Origin of the sequence: Solidesulfovibrio aerotolerans, assembly GCF_009856865.1 — a bacterium.
In the GTDB taxonomy this organism is placed as follows: domain Bacteria; phylum Desulfobacterota; class Desulfovibrionia; order Desulfovibrionales; family Desulfovibrionaceae; genus Solidesulfovibrio; species Solidesulfovibrio aerotolerans.
The window spans coordinates 124,419-140,590 of sequence record NZ_WVUD01000002.1 but is presented as its reverse complement, the minus strand read 5'-3'; the positions used below and the strand labels follow the sequence as shown (position 1 = coordinate 140,590).

Sequence of the window (16,172 nt, the reverse complement as noted above, 5' to 3'; positions counted from 1 at the left end):
TCTCCTCGGGCGCACCGACTGACGCAAACGTGCTGCCCAATCTGTCCCGTCCCAACGCCACAGTAACCACGCGAAAACCCCGGAGGCTTCCCCCTGGGGATTTTCGCGTACCGCAATACCAGCCCGGCCGGGCATATTCTGGCACGCGACCACTGCGTATGGTTTGCGGCGAAGCCCGTGGTGGAGCTGGCCCGCGCGTATTTGGCATTGTTGCAATTGATTCCCCAGCTTCACACAACGGTCACCGAATGTACGCACAATATGAGCGAATGAGATGGCTTGGCGTAGCCGTGTCCGCAGCATGGCTTGAACCTGCAAGAACACGCCGCCAGTCAAGCCTCTCGCCGCCAACAGGCTGCACCGGATTGTCATTCGCGCGCGGGAAGCCACCAGTTGCCAGAGCGTAACACCCCAACCACCCGGAGGAATTGACGTCATGAAGCGCATGATCCTGGCCCTGGTCCTTGTGACCCTGTATGCCGCAAACGCCCTGGCCGGCGAAATTCTGGTCTACACTGCCCTGGAAGACGACCAGATTCCCCGCTACATCAAAAGCTTTCAGGAGCAGCATCCCGACATTGCTGTCAAATTTGTTCGCGACTCAACCGGCATCGTCACCGCCAAGCTCCTGGCTGAAAAGGACAACCCCCAGGCCGACGTGATCTGGGGCCTGTCCGCCGTCAGTCTCATGCAGGCCAAGCAGGCCGGGCTGCTCAAACCCTACACCCCCAAGGACGGCGGCAAGATCCTGGTCGCCTACAAGGATGCCGCCGCCGCTCCGGCCTGGTTTGGCATCGACGCCTGGATGACGGGGTTTTGCGTCAACAGCGTGGAACTTGCCGGCAAAAAACTGGCCATGCCCGAGGGCTACGCCGACCTGGCCAAGCCCGAATACAAGGGGCTTATCGCCATGCCCAACCCGGCTTCTTCGGGCACCGGCTTTCTTACCGTCTCGGCCATCCTGCAGCTGATGGGCGAAGAGCAGGGCTGGGCGTATCTGGACAAGCTGCACGACAACATCACCGCCTACACCCACTCCGGTTCCAAGCCCTGCAAACTGGCCGGCACCGGCGAAGCGGTCATCGGCATTTCGTTTGGCTACCGCGGTCTGCAGCAAAAGAAAAAGGGCGAACCCATCGAGACCGTCTTCCCCAAGGAAGGCTCTGGCTGGGATCTGGAAGCCAACGCCCTGGTGGACAAAAAAGCCATCAAGCCTGAAGCCATGGTTTTTCTGGATTGGGCCGTCTCCATGGATGCCATGAAGGAATACGCCCAGAGCTTCGCCATCACCGGCTATCCCACCGGCCAGCCTGTTCCGGCCGGCTTTCCGGCCGACCCGGCCAAGCAGATGATTAAAAACGATTTTGATTGGGCCGCTAAGAACCGCGACCGCATCCTGGCCGAATGGACCAGACGCTACGACGGCAAGAGCGAACCCAGGAAATAAGGCTTCCCTGCGGCCGGGGGCGCGCCTGTCGCCCCCGGCCGCACCGGAAGCGATCGGAGCAAAGCGATGACAATTCGCAACAGCATCGAGCCTGCCGCTTATCTGGAGGTACACGGCATCACCAAGCGCTATGGCCGGTTCACGGCCCTTAACGGCGTGAGTTTCACCGTGGAGCGGGGCGAGTTCGTCAGCGTGCTCGGTCCCAGCGGTTGCGGCAAGACCACCATCCTGCGGGTGGTGTCCGGTCTGGAACGTCAGGAACAGGGCGCGGTGCGCATCGCCGGGCGCGACGTGTCCGCACTCCCCACCGCCCGGCGCAACGTGGGCATCGTTTTCCAATCCTACGCCCTTTTCCCCAACCTCACCGCCGCCCAGAACGTGGCCTATGGCCTCAACGCCTCGGCCGGGGCGCGGGAGGCCACCGCGCGGCGCGTCACCGAACTGTTGCGGCTGGTGGGGCTTGAGGGCAAACGCTCCACCTATCCCTCCCAGCTTTCCGGCGGCCAGCAGCAGCGCGTGGCCCTGGCCCGGGCCATGGCCCTGTCGCCGGACATCTTGTTGCTCGACGAACCGCTTTCCGCCCTGGACGCCCAGGTGCGTCTGCGGCTGCGCGGGGAGATCAAGGAACTGCAACGCCGGCTTGGCGTCACGGCCATGATGGTGACCCACGACCAGGAAGAGGCCCTGACCATGGCCGACCGTATCCTGGTGATGGACCACGGCGTGGTGGTGCAGCAGGGGGTGCCGCGCGAAATCTACGAGGCTCCGGCCAATCCTTTTGTGGCTGCCTTTATCGGTTCCATGAATTTCCTGACCGGCGCGCAAAAGCTTGGCGAGGGCTTTTTCGAGTTAAACGGCCGACGCGTGCAGGCGGCCCGCGAACCCCAGCCCCTGGCCGTGGGGCAGAAGGTGTCTCTGGGCATCCGTCCCGAAGATGTGGACCTGGACAAGGGCGGTCTGGCCCGGGAAGAGCAGTTCCAGGCCAGGGTGAGCCGGCTGGAGTATCGCGGCCCAAGCACCCGGGTGACCCTGGTCTTAACCCAGACCCACCCCGAAACCCGCATCGAGGCCGATCTGCCCGCTGCCCGGGCCAGGGTGCTTGGGCTGGCCCCGGGCGATGCGGTGCGCCTTGAATTTCCAGCCGGGCGGGTGAGCGCCTACGCGGCCGCATGAAAAAAATCACGTTGCGGGCAAACACCGAGGGCGCGCCGGACCAACGCGGCGACCCCGTCCACTGGCTGACCGAGCAGCGACTCCGGGGGCTGCTGCTGGTCCTGACCGTGGTGTGGCTGGGCTGCGCGGTGGCCCTGCCCATGGCCAACATCATCGGCAAGAGCCTGCACGACGGGGCCGGCCTGTGGGTCGGTCTTGGCAATTTTAAGACCTATTTCACCACGCCGTCCCTGTCTGTTTCCCTGTGGAACAGCCTGTTCGTGTCCACCGTGACCACGGTCATTTCGGTGACCCTGGGCTTTTTTTTCGCCTACGCCCTGACCCGCACGGCCATACCCTGCAAAGGGTTTTTCCGGGGGGTGGCCATGGCCCCGCTGTTTGCCCCGACACTGCTCTACGGCATCGCCCTGATCTATCTGTTTGGCCGCAAGGGGCTGGTCACCACGGGCTGCTTTGGGTTTTTCCAGCAAACCTTCGGCCTCAATCCGGCCCTCGACATCGGCTTGTACGGCAAGGTGGGCATCATCATCGCCGAGGTCATCTTCACCTTTCCCCAGGTCATGCTCATCCTCTCCATCGCCCTGCGGGTCACCGACGCCCGGCTCTACGAGGCGGCCAGATCCCTGGGAGCCTCCAAGCTGCGCACCTTTTTCTCCGTCACCCTGCCCGGGGTGAAATACGGCCTTCTGTCGGCCGTGTTCGTGAGTTTTATTCTGTGCTTCACCGACTTCGGCGCGCCCAAGGTCGTTGGCGGCCAGTACAACGTGCTGGCCACGGACATCTACAAGCAGGTCATCGGCCAGCAGAATTTCGCCATGGGGGCAACCGTTGGCGTGGTGCTGCTGCTCCCCACCGTGCTGGCCTTTTTTCTGGACCGGCTGGCCCAACGCCGGCAGGCGGCCCTTGTTGCCGCCCGGGCTGTGCCCCTGCCGCCCTGTGCCGATCCGGGGACCGTGAGCTTTTATTTGGCCTTTTGCGGCTGCATCGCCGCCGGCCTGCTCCTCTTTTTGGGCACGGCCTTTTACGCGTCCCTGGTCAAGGTCTGGCCCTACGATCTCTCGCTCTCGCTGACCCATTTCCGGTTTGGAAACATGGGCGGCGGCGGCTACCAGGCATTGTACAACAGCATCCGTATGGCCTTTTATTCCGCTGTGTTCGGCACGGGGCTCACCTTTTTTTCCGCCTATCTCATCGAAAAAACCCGGGGGATGGCCGCGCTTCGCCATGTGGCCTACTTTTTGTCCATGGCCCCTTTGGCCTTGCCGGGGCTGGTCATCGGCCTGGCCTATATCTTTTTCTTTAACGCCCCGGACTTTTCTTTAGGCCCCTTGACCCTGGCCAATCCTTTTAACGGCCTCTACGCCACCATGGCCATCCTGGTGCTGTGCAACATGGTGCACTTTTATTCCGTGTCCTTTCTGACCGCAACGACGGCGCTTAAGCAGTTGGACAAGGAATTCGAGGCAGTGTCCGAATCCATGGGCGTGCCGTTTTACAAGACCTTTATGCGGGTGACGGCTCCGGTCTGCCTGCCGGCGGTGGTGGAGATCGCCCAGTATTTCTTCGTCAATTCCATGGCCACGGTCTCGGCCGTCATCTTTTTGTATTCAGCGGATCTGCCGCTGGCTTCCGTGGCTGTGGCCAATATGGACGACGCCGGGGACACGGCCCCGGCTGCGGCCATGGCCGTGCTGATTGTGCTGGTCAATATCGCGGTGCGCCTGGGATCTGGCGCGCTCTCGGCCCGGCTGTCGCGGCGCAGCCAGGCCTGGATGGGCAATAACCGCAGCAACCCGTAAGCGTATACAAGGAGCGCTGCCCATGGCTGCCTATATCCGAAGAGGTGTCTATACCGGGCCGGTTTTAGGGCTGGTTCTCGACTGGGCCGGCACGGCCGTAGATTACGGCTGCATCGGCCCGGTGGCTGTTTTCCTGGAAGTATTCACGCGCCGGGGCGTTGTGCCCCGTATTGAGGAAGCCCGTGCGCCCATGGGGCTTATGAAAAAGGACCACATCCGGGCCATGTGCGCCATCCCCGCCCTGGCGGCGCGCTGGACGGCCGTTCACGGGCGCGCCCCGGATGAGGACGACGTGGACGCCATGTACCGCGAAACCGAACCGCTCATGGTCGCCTGCATCGCCAACCATGCCGAACTCATACCGGGCCTGCTCGACGCGGTTGCGGCCTTTCGGCGTATGGGCCTGCGTCTTGGCTCCACCACCGGCTACACCGGGCCCATGATGGATGTCCTGCGTCCGGCAGCGGCCGCGCAAGGCTACGTCCCCGACGCCGTCTGCTGCTCCACCGATGTGCCGGCCGGCCGGCCCTATCCCTGGATGTGCTACCGCAACGCCATCGATCTTGGCGTCTATCCCATGGAGGCCCTGGTCAAGGTCGGCGATACGATCAGCGATATAGAGGAGGGGCTTAACGCCGGCATGTGGACGGTGGCCCTGTCCAAGTCCGGCAACGAATTGGGGCTGCCCCTGGCGGATGTCCACAGCCTGGACCCGTCGGATCTGGCCGCGCGTCTGGCGGCCATCGAGGCCCGGCTTTTGGCGGCCGGTGCCCATTATGTCGTGAAAGACATCACCGAAGTGCCCCAGGTCATCGGGGCCATAAACGACCGCCTCGCCCGGGGCGAGCAGCCGGTCGGCTAAGGGCGCGTCGTGGCCCGTCCGATTCGCCCTGACAAGGACGTGGATGTCAGCGAAGGCGACGTCAATTGCTCCCCCAACCGGGCGGTCTGGTCGGCCCGGTTGGGGGGGCAGACCCAGGCGCTGTTGGCCCGCGATGCCGCCGTCTTTTTGCACCAAAGCCTGTCCACGCCCTGCCTGGACGCGCTTGGGGCCTGTTCGGGCAGCCGCATCCGCACCCTGGATGGACGCGAACTGTTGGACTTTCACGGCAACTCCGTCCATCAGGTGGGCTTTTCCCATCCGGCGGTGGTGCGGGCTGTGACGGAGCAGATGCGCACACTCACCTTTTCCCCGCGCCGATTCACCAATGAGCCGGCCGTGCGTCTGGCCGAACGGCTCGTGGAGCTGTCGCCGCGGCCCCTTGGCAAGGTGCTTTTTGCTCCGGGAGGTACTTTGGCCGTGGGCATGGCCTTAAAGATTGCCCGGGTGGCCACAGGGCGGTTTAAAACCGTGTCCATGTGGGATTCGTTCCACGGAGCCTCCCTGGACGCGATTTCCGTGGGCGGGGAGGCGCTTTTTCGGGCCGGCATCGGGCCGCTGCTGCCGGGTACGGAACATGTGCCCCCGGCTGATCCCTACCGCTGCGTCCTGGCACCGCCGTCGGGCGGCTGCCAGGCGTGCGGGCTGCGCTGCGCCGCCTATCTGGAATATGTCTTGGAGAAGGAGCGCGACGTGGCAGCGGTCATCGCCGAACCCTTTCGGTGCACCACGGTGAACCTGCCGCCGCCGGGCTACTGGCCCCGGGTGCGCCAAGCCTGCCAGCGGCACGGGGCGCTTTTGATCATGGACGAAACCGCGTTGTGTCTTGGCCGGGCCGGAACCTTTCACGCGTTTGAGCGCTTTGACGTGGTCCCAGACATGGTGGTTATGGGCAAGGGCCTGGGCGGGGGGATCATGCCCCTGGCGGCCGTTTTGGCCGACCCGGCCCTGGATGTGGCCGGGCACGGCGCTTTGGGGCATTACACCCATGAAAAAAGCCCGGTGGCCTGCGCCGCCGCCCTGGCCGCAATCGACGTGGTGGTGGGCGAGCATTTGCCGGATCGGGCCTTAGCCCTTGGGGAGCACGCCGTAACCCGGCTTGGGGCCATGGCTTCCCGTCTCCCCTTGGTGGGAGACGTCCGGGGCATGGGCCTTTCGTTGGCTGTGGAACTGGTCACGGACCGCCAAAGCAAGGCTCCGGCCAACGCCCAGGCCGATGCCGTCCTCTACCGCTGCCTGCATCGCGGCCTGTCGTTTAAAGTCTCCCACGGCAACTGTCTGACCCTGACCCCGCCGCTTTCCATCACCAGGGACGATCTCGACACGGCCCTGGACATTTTGGAAGAAGCGCTTGCCTCGCTTGGCAATCCAACCCCTGGAGCCTGACCATGCCTGACCTTGCCCTGTTGCCGGACAATCCCTATCTGCTGCTCACCCCCGGCCCCCTGTCCACCTCCAAGGCGGTCAAGGCCGCCATGCTGCGCGACTGGTGCACCTGGGACGACGAGTACAACGCCGTGGTGCGTAGTCTGCGCGAAGAGCTCGTTGCCCTGGCCACCAGCGCCCCCGGCTACACCAGCGTGCTGATGCAGGGCAGCGGCACCTTTTGCGTGGAGTCGGTCATCGGCACGGCCCTGCCCCGGGACGGCAAACTGCTGGTCGTGGCCAACGGTGTCTACGGGCAGCGCATTGCTGCCATCGCCCGCACGCTGGGCATAGCCTACACGGTTCTCGACTGCGGCGAGACCGGCCGGCCGGAACCGGCGGCGCTGGCGCAGATATTGGCAAACGACGCCCGGATCAGCCACGTGGCCGCAGTCCACTGCGAAACCACCACCGGAATGCTCAACCCTGTCGCGGCGCTTGGAGCCGAGGTCAAGGCAGCCGGGCGGGTTTATATCGTGGATGCCATGAGCAGCTTTGGAGGCATTCCCCTGGATCAGGCGGCCATGGGTGCGGATTTTCTCATTTCCAGCGCGAATAAATGCATCCAGGGGGTGCCGGGCTTTGGCTTTGTGGTGGCCCGACGCGAGGCACTCGAAGCCTGCGCCGGTCAGGCCCGGTCGCTCAGCCTTGATCTGTATGACCAGTGGCGGGTTATGGAAGAAAAGGGCGGCAAATGGCGTTTCACGTCGCCCACCCATGTGGTGCGCGCCTTTGCCACGGCCCTGGAGGAATTGGCCGTCGAGGGCGGGGTGGCGGCGCGCCATGCCCGCTATGTCGCCAACCAGCGTCTGCTGACGGCCGGTATGCAGGAGCTGGGCTTTGCCACGCTGTTGCCGGCAGCCTTTCACTCGCCCGTCATCACCGCCTTTTGCAGCCCGACCGCGCCCGGCTACCGCTTTGAGGATTTCTACGCCGCACTGAAAGCCAAAGGGTTTGTCATTTATCCGGGCAAGGTCACGGACCATGACACCTTTCGCATCGGCACCATCGGCACGGTCTGCCCGGCCGACATCGAGCGGCTGCTGGCGGCGGTCAGGGAGTCCGTCAACTGGTAGGCCAGGGCTTGGCGCGCGACCAAGCTGGCTTTGAATTGTGGGCCATTACCGTGTCCGTCAACGGGTAGGGCGGGGCTTAGGGTGCGACTAAATTGTCTTTGACCGGTGGGCCAGTACCGCGTTCGTCAACTGTTTTGGCGGGATATAGGCCGCGACCACGTTGGCTTTGACCGGTGCGGACCACTACCGCTGGCAGGGCAGGGCTTGGGGCGCGCCTACGAGGCCATGGTGACAAAGCGGTAGCCGACGCCGGTTTCCGTGTGCAGATGGCGGGGCCGGGCCGGGTCGGGCTCGATTTTCTGGCGCAGCTTGTGGATGTGGATGCGCACGTAGTGTTCCTGGCCCTGGCTGTGCCTGCCCCAGACTTCTTTGAGCAACTGGCCGTGGGTCACCACCTTGTCGGCATGGCGCACGAGAAAGGCCAGCAGTTTGAATTCCGTGGGTGTCAGATGCACCTCCACACCGTCCCGGCGCACCCCGTGGCCGGCAAGGTCAATGGCCAGATCCCCGAAAACATACTGTGACGGCGGCTCCTGGCCGGCTGTTCCCTCGCGGCGCAGCAGCGCCCGGATGCGGGCCGCCAGCTCGGCCAGACCGAACGGCTTGGTCAGGTAGTCGCTGGCCCCAAGATCCAAGGCCCGCACCTTGTCCTGCTCCCGGCCGCGCACGGAGAGCACGATAACCCTGGCCCGGTTCCAGGGCGGCAGGGCTTGTAACACCGCTTCGCCGTCCAGGTCCGGCAGGCCGAGATCGAGCAGGATGACATCGGCGTCCTGGGAGGCGGCCAGGGCGTCGCGGCCCGTGGCCGCCTCAATGACCCCATAGCCCTCGGCTTCGAGAAAGGGGGCGAGGAAGCGGCGGATGGCCGGTTCGTCGTCAACGATGAGGATGGTGTGGGTGGTGTCAGGCATACAGGGGCAGGGTGATGACAAAGCTTGCGCCGGCTCGGGCGGTCGGGCCGGCTGTGATGGTTCCGCCATGGGCCTTGACCACGGCGCGACAGATGGCCAACCCCAGTCCGTAGCCTGCCGTCGTGGTTCTGTCGCCGCGCTGGAAACGCTCAAAGAGCTTTTCCGGATCGCCCGACGGCAGGCCCGGGCCGTTGTCGCTGATCCCGATCCGGGCCACGCCGTCGCCAACGGCAGCGGACAAGACGATTTCGGTTCCCGGCGGGGTATGCTTGGCCGCGTTTTCGATGAGATTGAGCAGAACCTGTTCCATGAGCACTTCGTCCATGGGAATCGGGGGCAGATCGCCCGGAATTTCCAGCCGCACGGCATGTCCGGCCAGCAGCGGTTTGAGGCGGTCCAGGGCGCTGCCGATGACTTCTTCCAGGGGAATAAGCTTGATGTCGGGTGCTGCCGAACCGGATTCCAGGGCGGCAATACGCAAGAGATTATCCACCAGCCGCTCCAGGCGCGAGGCCTCCTGCACGATGTTCTCCTCCAGCGACCGGCGAACGGCGCTGGCAGCGGTATCGCCGAGAGCCAGCAGGCTTTCGGCCGAACCGGCAATGGCGGCCAGGGGCGTTTTGAAATCGTGGGTGACGGTGGAGAGCAGGGCGGCCCGCAGCTTTTCCCGCTCGGCCGCCAGCAGCGTGGCCTTGGCCCGTTCTTCCAGCCGGTCCACATCCAGGGCCAGGGCGGTCTGCTGGATCACGGCGTCGAGCAGGCGGCGGCGGTCCGGCAGTTCCAGGGCGTCCAGGGCGTCCGCATTTTCCGGCGTCAAACCCACGACGCCAAGGGTGGCCTCGGTTCCGGGCAAGGGGAGGTAGAGGGCGTCGGATTCGGCCAGGGTCTGGGTGGTCAGTCCGGCTGGTTTGCCGTTGTCAAAGACCCACTGGGCCACGCCCAGGTCCTTGTCGGCCAGGGTTTCCTCGTCTTCGGCCAAAAAGACGTGTTCAAGCTTGCCGGCCGGGCTTGGCAGCAGCACAAAAACCGTGGCGCCAAACACCCGGGCGATATGCCGCCGGGCCGCTGCCACGAGATTGTCCGCGCCGCGGGTGGTGGCCAGATCCCGGGACAGATCGCTTAAATCCGAAGCCTGCTGCTCCAGCTTGGCGGCACTGTCGGCCTGGCCCTTGATGCGCGAGGCCATGGCACTTAAGACCAGCGCCACCAGCAGCATCACGATGAAGGTGACCAGATAGGCCACGTCCGACACGGCCATGCTGAACCGGGGCGGCACGAAGCAGAAATCGAACGCCAGGACGGTGACGGCTGAGGCTGCCATGGAGACCCGCCGGGACAGCCAGACCGAAGCGGCCATGACGCCGACCAGATAGACCATGATCAGGTTGGCCAGCTCGAAATAGGGGTACATGGCAAAACAGATGCCGGTGGCCACGGCGACGATACCGCCGGCGGCGGCATATTCGCGCCAGGGGAAGGAACGGGCACGGCGCACAGGCGGTTGCCGGGGCGCATTGCCGGGGTCTTGGCCCTTTATGACATGGACGTCGATCTCACCACTTTCGCGCACCAGCCGGTCCACCGGGCTGCCCCGGAAAATGTCAAAGAAGCTGCGGCCCAGCGGCTTGCCGATGACGATGCGGGTGACGTTGTGCTGCCGGGCAAATTCGACAATGAGCCGGGCCACGTCCGGCCCGGTCAGGACATGGGTCTGGGCGCCCAGCTCCTGGGCCAGGTGCAGATTGGACAAGGCCCTGGCCGTGGGCGCGCCTTCGGCCTGCTGCTGGATATAAAGGGCCTGCCAGGAGGCCTGCAAACCGTCAGCTAAGCGCTTGGCGGCCCGCACGAGGGTGGCCGAGGAGGGCGAGGGGCCGACGCAGACTAAGATGCGTTCGGCCGTTGGCCAAGTCGTTTCGATGGCATGGCCTTTGCGATAGACCAGCACCTCGGTGTTGACCCGGCTGGCGGTCTGGCGCAGGGCCAATTCGCGCAGGGCGTTTAAGTTGCCCTGGCGAAAGAAGTTTTCCCCGGCCCATTCGGCCTGGCGGGGCAGATAGACCTTGCCCTCCGTCAGGCGCTGGCGCAGATCTTCGGGGGGCAGATCGACCAGGATGACCGAGTTGGCCCGCTCCAGCACGGCGTCGGGCACGGTTTCGCGCACGCGCACCCCGGTGATCTGGGCCACGATGTCGTTTAAGCTCTCCAGGTGCTGCACATTGAGGGTGGTCCAGACATCCAGGCCGTTTTCGAGCAACTCTTCCACGTCCTGCCAGCGTTTGGGGTGGCGGCAGCCCGGGGCGTTGGTGTGGGCCAGTTCATCGACCAGGACCAGGGCGGGGCGCTTTAGAAGGACCGCGTTGAGATCGAACTCCTCCAGAATATGGCCCTTGTATTCGATGCGCTGGCGGGGCAGGGCCGGCATGTTGTAGAGCAGGGCTTCGGTGTCCTGGCGGCCGTGGGTTTCCACGATGCCGGCCAGGAGATTCTCCCCGTCAGCCATTTTAAGCCGCGCCGCTTCCAGCATGGCGTAGGTCTTGCCCACGCCCGGGGCCATGCCGAGGAAAATCCGCAGCTGCCCCCGATGCTTTTGTTCTTCCTCGCGCCGCACCATGTCCAAGAGGGCATCGGGGTCCGGGCGTTTGTCCGTATCGCGCATGCGTTTACCTTACCGCTGGCCGGTTGCCGCATCCAGCGCCAAATTAAGCCCCAGGACGCCAACCCGGCGCTCTCCCCAAAATCCCCAGAGCCGTTCCTCGGTGTGCCGGGCGATGAGCGCAGTCACGGTCTCGGCCGGCAGTCCCCGGGCGGCGGCCACCCGCTCGATCTGCCAGACGGCCGCCGCCGGGCTGATGTGCGGGTCCAGGCCGCTGCCCGAGGCCGTCACCAGATCCATGGGCACGGCCGCTCCTGCCCGGGTCTCATTAAGGGCTGCGCTGCGCTGTTCTACCACCTCGCGCAAGGCCGGGTTGGACGCGGCCAGATTCGAGCCGGACGAGGCCAGGGCGTTATACGGCTCAGGAGCCGTGGCCGAGGGCCGTCCCGTAAAATAGCCCGGTGCGGCAAACGGCTGGCCGATAAGGGCCGAGCCGATGACGCTGCCGTCCTTTTCCAGCAGGCTCCCCCTGGCCTGGGCCGGGAACAGGCCAGCCCCCAGGCCCGTGAGCAACACAGGATAGGCCACCCCGGTTATAAGGGTCAGCCACAGGAACAGAAAGCAGGCAGGTTTGAACTGCGCGACGCATCTGGCGAACATAGCGGCTCCTTTACGCCCAGCCCAGGGCGGCAATAACCATGTCGATGCATTTGATGCCGGCAAAGGGCACCACAAACCCGCCCAGACCATAGATGAGCAGATTGCGTCGCAGGGCCACCGCCGCCGGAACAGGAATGTATTTAACACCCCGCAGGGCCAGGGGAATGAGAAAAACAATGATGAGCGCATTAAAAATTACGGCCGAGAGCACGGCGGACTTGGGTGTGGCCAGCCCCATGACGTCCAGTACGGCCAACTGCGGGTAGATGCCCACGAACACGGCCGGAATAATGGCAAAGTACTTGGCAATATCGTTGGCGATGGAAAACGTCGTCAGCGATCCCCGGGTCATGAGCAATTGTTTGCCGATGGCCACGACTTCCAGCAGCTTGGTGGGGTTGGAGTCGAGGTCCACCATGTTGCCGGCTTCCTTGGCGGCCTGGGTGCCGGAATTCATGGCCACGCCGACATCGGCCTGGGCCAGGGCCGGGGCGTCGTTGGTGCCGTCGCCGGTCATGGCCACCATCTTGCCGGCGCTCTGGTATTGCCGGATGCGGGCCAGCTTGGCCTCGGGGGTGGCTTCGGCCAGGAAGTCGTCCACCCCGGCCTCGGCGGCGATGGCCGCGGCCGTCAGCGGATTGTCGCCGGTGACCATGATGGTCTTAATCCCCATGGCGCGCAGTTCGGCAAAACGCTCGCGGATGCCGCCCTTGACGATGTCTTTAAGCCAGACCACGCCGAGCGGCCGGTTGTTTTCGGCCACGATCAGCGGCGTGCCGCCGGATTTGGCCACCTCGCGGATAAAGGCCTCGATGTCGCCCGGCATGGCGATGCCGGCCGACTCGGCCAGGGCGCGCACGGCGTCGGCCGCGCCCTTGCGGATGCTGCGGCCCGGCAGATCGACGCCGGAAAGCCGGGTCTGGGCCGTAAAGGGCACGAAGCTGGCATTGAGGCTGGCCAGATCGCGGCCGCGCAGGCCGAACCGTTCCTTGGCCAGCACCACAATGGAACGCCCTTCCGGGGTTTCGTCGGCCAACGAGGCGAGTTGGGCCACCTCGGCCAGACGCCGCTCGTCCACCCCGGCCGCCGGCAGAAAATTCGTGGCCTGCCGGTTGCCCAGGGTGATGGTGCCGGTCTTGTCCAAGAGCAGCACGTCCACGTCGCCGGCCGCTTCCACGGCCCGGCCCGAAGTGGCGATGACCCCGGCCTGGATAAGCCGGTCCATGCCGGCGATGCCGATGGCCGAGAGCAGGCCCCCGATGGTGGTGGGGGCCAGACAGACGAACAGGGCGACCAGGGCCGTGATGGTCACGGCCTGCCCCTGGCCGGCCAGGGACACGGCATAGGCAGACAGGGGACGCAGGGTCACGCACACGACCAGGAAGACCAGGGTTAAGGAGGCGAGCAAGATGTTGAGCGCGATTTCGTTGGGGGTCTTGCGGCGTTTGGCGCCTTCCACCAGGGAAATCATGCGGTCGAGAAACGTCTCGCCGGCATCGGCCGCCACCCGGACCACCAGCCAGTCCGAGAGCAGGCGCGTGCCGCCGGTGACGGCGCTGCGGTCGCCCCCGGCTTCGCGGATGACCGGGGCGGATTCGCCGGTGATGGCAGACTCGTCCACCGAGGCCACGCCTTCCATGATTTCGCCGTCAGACGGGATGGCGTCGCCGGCAACGACCAACACCACGTCGCCGCGCACCAGCGAATTGCCGGCCACTTCCGTCCAGGCCGCGTCCCGGCGAGGGGCGGCCAGCTTCTTGGCGGCCACATCCCGGCGCAGGCCGCGCAGGGCCGCCGCCTGGGCCTTGCCGCGCCCTTCGGCCATGGCCTCGGCAAAATTGGCGAAAAGCACCGTGGCCCACAACCAGGCGGCAATCGAAGCCACGAAGCCAAACGGGGCCTCGCCGTGGCCGGTTGCAGCCTGTACGGCCAGAACGGTGGTCAGGATGCTGCCGATATAGACGGTGAACATGACCGGGTTTCGGGCCTGACGGGCCGGGGAGAGCTTTTTGAGGCACTCGATGCCGGCCTGACGCATAATGGCCGCATCGAACAAGGGGCGTTTATTGCTATCTTTTGACATACAAAGACCTCGTCAATTTGCCCGGAAAAGGGCCAGATGTTCAGCCACAGGCCCGAGCGCCAAGGCCGGTACGAAGGTCAGCGCGCCGACCACCAGCACCACGACGATAAGCAGGAACATGAAAATCGGTCCATGGGTCGGCAGGGTGCCGGGGCCTTGGGGCAGCCGTTTTTTCCCGGCCAGGGAACCGGCCAGGGCCAGCACCGGCAGGATGAGCCAGTAGCGCGAGACAAACATGGCCACGGCCCCGGTCAGCGTCCAAAACGGCGAACTGGCGGTCAGACCGGCAAAGGCACTGCCGTTATTGTTGCCCATGGACGAGAAGGCGTAGAGCACCTGGCTAAAGCCGTGCGGCCCGGGATTGGACACGGCGTCGGCCGGTCCGGCAACGACTGCCAGGGCCGTGCCCATGAGACACAGAAACGGCGGGATGAGGATGACCAGGGCGGCCATCTTGGTTTCAAATGGTTCGATCTTTTTGCCGCAGTACTCCGGGGTGCGCCCGACCATAAGCCCGGCCACAAAGACTGCCACCATGGCAAAGACCAGCATGCCGTAAAGGCCCGAACCCACACCGCCAAAGACCACTTCGCCCAGCTGCATGAGCAGCATGGGCCACAGGCCACCCAGGGGCATGAAGCTGTCGTGCATGGCGTTGACCGAGCCGTTGGAGGCCGCCGTGGTGACGGCCGCCCATAGGGCCGAACCGGCCGGGCCAAAGCGCACCTCCTTACCTTCCAGGCTCGGACCCGCCGCCACACCGATGCCGGCCAGGGCCGGATTGGGGACGGACTCGGCAGCCAGGGTCAGATACGAGAAGCCGGCAAACAGGATGGTCATGGCCGCAAGGACAGCCAGACCTTGGCGCCGGTCGCCGATCATGGCCCCGAAGGTGTGGCAAAAGGCCGCCGGGATGAGCAGGATGGCCAGCATTTCCAGGAAATTGGTCAACGGCGTGGGGTTTTCAAAGGGATGGGCCGAGTTGGTGTTGTAGTAGCCGCCGCCGTTGGTGCCGAGCTGTTTGATGGCCACCTGGGAGGCCACGGGGCCAAGGACGAGGGTCTGGCGGCCGGTGGGTGCCGCTGCCGTCGTGCCGTCCGGGGCTGGGGCCGTTGCCGCGGGTTGCTCAAGCAGATGGGCCTCGATAACGGCGTCAAAGGTTTGCGGCACGCCCTGCCAGACGAGGACCAAGGCCAGGACCAGGGACAGGGGCAACAGGATGTAGAGGACCGAGCGGGTGAGATCCTGCCAGAAATTGCCGAGCTGGGTGGTCTCGCGGCGGGCCAGACCGCGAATCAGGGCTGCGGCCACGGCCATGCCGGTTGCGGCCGACAGGAAGTTCTGGACGGTGAGCGCCAGCATTTGCGTGAAGATGGAGAGCGTTGCTTCGCCGCTGTAGGCCTGCCAGTTGGTGTTGGTGGCAAAACTGACCGCAGTGTTTATGGCCACAAACGGGTCCACCCCGGGAAGGGCCAAGGGGTTCAGCGGCAGCACACCCTGGAGCAGGGCCACGGCCCACACGGCCACAATCCCGATCAGATTGATCCCCATGACGGCCAGGCCATAGGTCTTCCAGTCCATTTCGCGCCCGGCATCGACGCCGCTGCGTCGATACAGCAGGCGTTCCAGGGCACCGCCCAGCCGATCCAGGCCGCAGGGACGGCCCATGTACACCCGGGCCATGTAAAGCCCAAGGGGCCAGGACGCGGCCAGGAGCACGGCCAAAAAAAACAGCCATTGCAGCCAATCCGTTACGATCATTGGAACCACTCCGGTTTGCATAACGCCGCCAGCAGATAGGTGAAGAGCGCGACCGCGACGGCCAATACCACTATGTCCATGGGTCTTTCCTTGCGAGGCGTTCAAGAAATTCTATCAGGCCCAGCATCCCAATGACCAGGGCCAAGGTGCAGAGGATAAAAAGAATGTCCATCGAAACCCTCCTTGGCGGTTGTCGATGGGACGGGTGTAGCCGGGACGGTCTAAACGCGGTGTATAGAGAGGGGGGAGTGGTGTAAAAATTGCGTAAACAGCAGCCTCAAGGCCGCTGCCCTTGCCGGCCGCAGCCGGACACTCTAGGCTTGGCGCGGGCACGGCGGGACCCCCCCCGTCGCTTTATGCAGAC

11 protein-coding genes are annotated in these 16,172 nt (G+C 64.8%); 6 read left to right on the top strand and 5 right to left on the bottom strand.

The annotated features are described in order from the left end of the window. The first annotated feature begins 436 nt into the window (after nt 1-436). The 6 genes from GTA51_RS02275 to phnW all read left to right on the top strand — a co-directional run bounded on the left by GTA51_RS02275 (nt 437) and on the right by phnW (nt 7,800). Nucleotides 437-1,447 carry a putative 2-aminoethylphosphonate ABC transporter substrate-binding protein gene (locus GTA51_RS02275; protein ID WP_160958323.1) on the top strand — a complete coding sequence of 337 codons (1,011 nt, stop codon included), beginning with the start codon at nt 437-439 and terminating at the stop codon, nt 1,445-1,447. 66 nt (nt 1,448-1,513) lie between these two features. Further along, entirely contained in the window at nt 1,514-2,620 is a 1,107-nt protein-coding gene (locus GTA51_RS02270) for an ABC transporter ATP-binding protein (RefSeq protein WP_160958322.1), read from the top strand. Next, nucleotides 2,617-4,419 (top strand): putative 2-aminoethylphosphonate ABC transporter permease subunit, encoded by a 1,803-nt coding sequence (locus GTA51_RS02265; protein ID WP_160958320.1) that lies wholly within the window; start codon nt 2,617-2,619, stop codon nt 4,417-4,419. The genes GTA51_RS02270 and GTA51_RS02265 overlap by 4 nt, the downstream gene beginning before the upstream one ends. Before the next feature lie 22 nt (nt 4,420-4,441). Continuing rightward, on the top strand, nt 4,442-5,281 hold the full coding sequence (phnX, locus tag GTA51_RS02260) for a phosphonoacetaldehyde hydrolase (RefSeq protein WP_160958318.1): 840 nt from the start codon (nt 4,442-4,444) through the stop codon (nt 5,279-5,281). A gap of 9 nt (nt 5,282-5,290) precedes the next feature. Continuing rightward, complete coding sequence (pbfA, locus tag GTA51_RS02255; RefSeq protein WP_343039436.1) at nt 5,291-6,685, top strand: (R)-1-hydroxy-2-aminoethylphosphonate ammonia-lyase; 1,395 nt, start codon at nt 5,291-5,293, stop codon at nt 6,683-6,685. Nucleotides 6,686-6,687: 2 nt separating this feature from the next. Further along, complete coding sequence (phnW, locus tag GTA51_RS02250) at nt 6,688-7,800, top strand: 2-aminoethylphosphonate--pyruvate transaminase (protein WP_211922397.1); 1,113 nt, start codon at nt 6,688-6,690, stop codon at nt 7,798-7,800. Nucleotides 7,801-8,015: 215 nt separating this feature from the next. Here the strand turns inward: phnW and GTA51_RS02245 are convergent, their stop codons facing one another. From GTA51_RS02245 to kdpA, 5 genes are read right to left on the bottom strand one after another with little or no spacing between them, the layout of a single operon-like run. Continuing rightward, on the bottom strand, nt 8,016-8,711 hold the full coding sequence (locus tag GTA51_RS02245; protein WP_160958317.1) for a winged helix-turn-helix domain-containing protein: 696 nt from the start codon (nt 8,709-8,711) through the stop codon (nt 8,016-8,018). Then, entirely contained in the window at nt 8,704-11,367 is a 2,664-nt protein-coding gene (locus GTA51_RS02240) for an ATP-binding protein (protein WP_160958315.1), read from the bottom strand. The genes GTA51_RS02245 and GTA51_RS02240 overlap by 8 nt, the downstream gene beginning before the upstream one ends. Before the next feature lie 9 nt (nt 11,368-11,376). Continuing rightward, nucleotides 11,377-11,964, bottom strand: coding sequence for a potassium-transporting ATPase subunit KdpC (gene kdpC, locus GTA51_RS02235; RefSeq protein WP_160958313.1), 588 nt, complete (start codon nt 11,962-11,964; stop codon nt 11,377-11,379). Nucleotides 11,965-11,974: 10 nt separating this feature from the next. Beyond that, complete coding sequence (kdpB, locus tag GTA51_RS02230; RefSeq protein WP_160958311.1) at nt 11,975-14,047, bottom strand: potassium-transporting ATPase subunit KdpB; 2,073 nt, start codon at nt 14,045-14,047, stop codon at nt 11,975-11,977. A gap of 12 nt (nt 14,048-14,059) precedes the next feature. After that, on the bottom strand, nt 14,060-15,808 hold the full coding sequence (gene kdpA / locus GTA51_RS02225; RefSeq protein ID WP_160958310.1) for a potassium-transporting ATPase subunit KdpA: 1,749 nt from the start codon (nt 15,806-15,808) through the stop codon (nt 14,060-14,062). Between the last annotated feature and the right edge of the window lie 364 nt (nt 15,809-16,172).

What these genes read in the sequence shown, in the direction of transcription:
- GTA51_RS02265 (WP_160958320.1), top strand. Translation starts at nt 2,617, where the DNA reads ATGAAAAAAATCACGTTGCGGGCAAACACCGAGGGCGCGCCGGACCAA.
- kdpB (WP_160958311.1), bottom strand. Translation starts at nt 14,047, where the DNA reads ATGTCAAAAGATAGCAATAAACGCCCCTTGTTCGATGCGGCCATTATG.
- phnX (WP_160958318.1), top strand. Translation starts at nt 4,442, where the DNA reads ATGGCTGCCTATATCCGAAGAGGTGTCTATACCGGGCCGGTTTTAGGG.
- phnW (WP_211922397.1), top strand. Translation starts at nt 6,688, where the DNA reads ATGCCTGACCTTGCCCTGTTGCCGGACAATCCCTATCTGCTGCTCACC.
- kdpC (WP_160958313.1), bottom strand. Translation starts at nt 11,964, where the DNA reads ATGTTCGCCAGATGCGTCGCGCAGTTCAAACCTGCCTGCTTTCTGTTC.
- GTA51_RS02270 (WP_160958322.1), top strand. Translation starts at nt 1,514, where the DNA reads ATGACAATTCGCAACAGCATCGAGCCTGCCGCTTATCTGGAGGTACAC.
- GTA51_RS02240 (WP_160958315.1), bottom strand. Translation starts at nt 11,367, where the DNA reads ATGCGCGATACGGACAAACGCCCGGACCCCGATGCCCTCTTGGACATG.
- GTA51_RS02275 (WP_160958323.1), top strand. Translation starts at nt 437, where the DNA reads ATGAAGCGCATGATCCTGGCCCTGGTCCTTGTGACCCTGTATGCCGCA.
- kdpA (WP_160958310.1), bottom strand. Translation starts at nt 15,808, where the DNA reads ATGATCGTAACGGATTGGCTGCAATGGCTGTTTTTTTTGGCCGTGCTC.
- GTA51_RS02245 (WP_160958317.1), bottom strand. Translation starts at nt 8,711, where the DNA reads ATGCCTGACACCACCCACACCATCCTCATCGTTGACGACGAACCGGCC.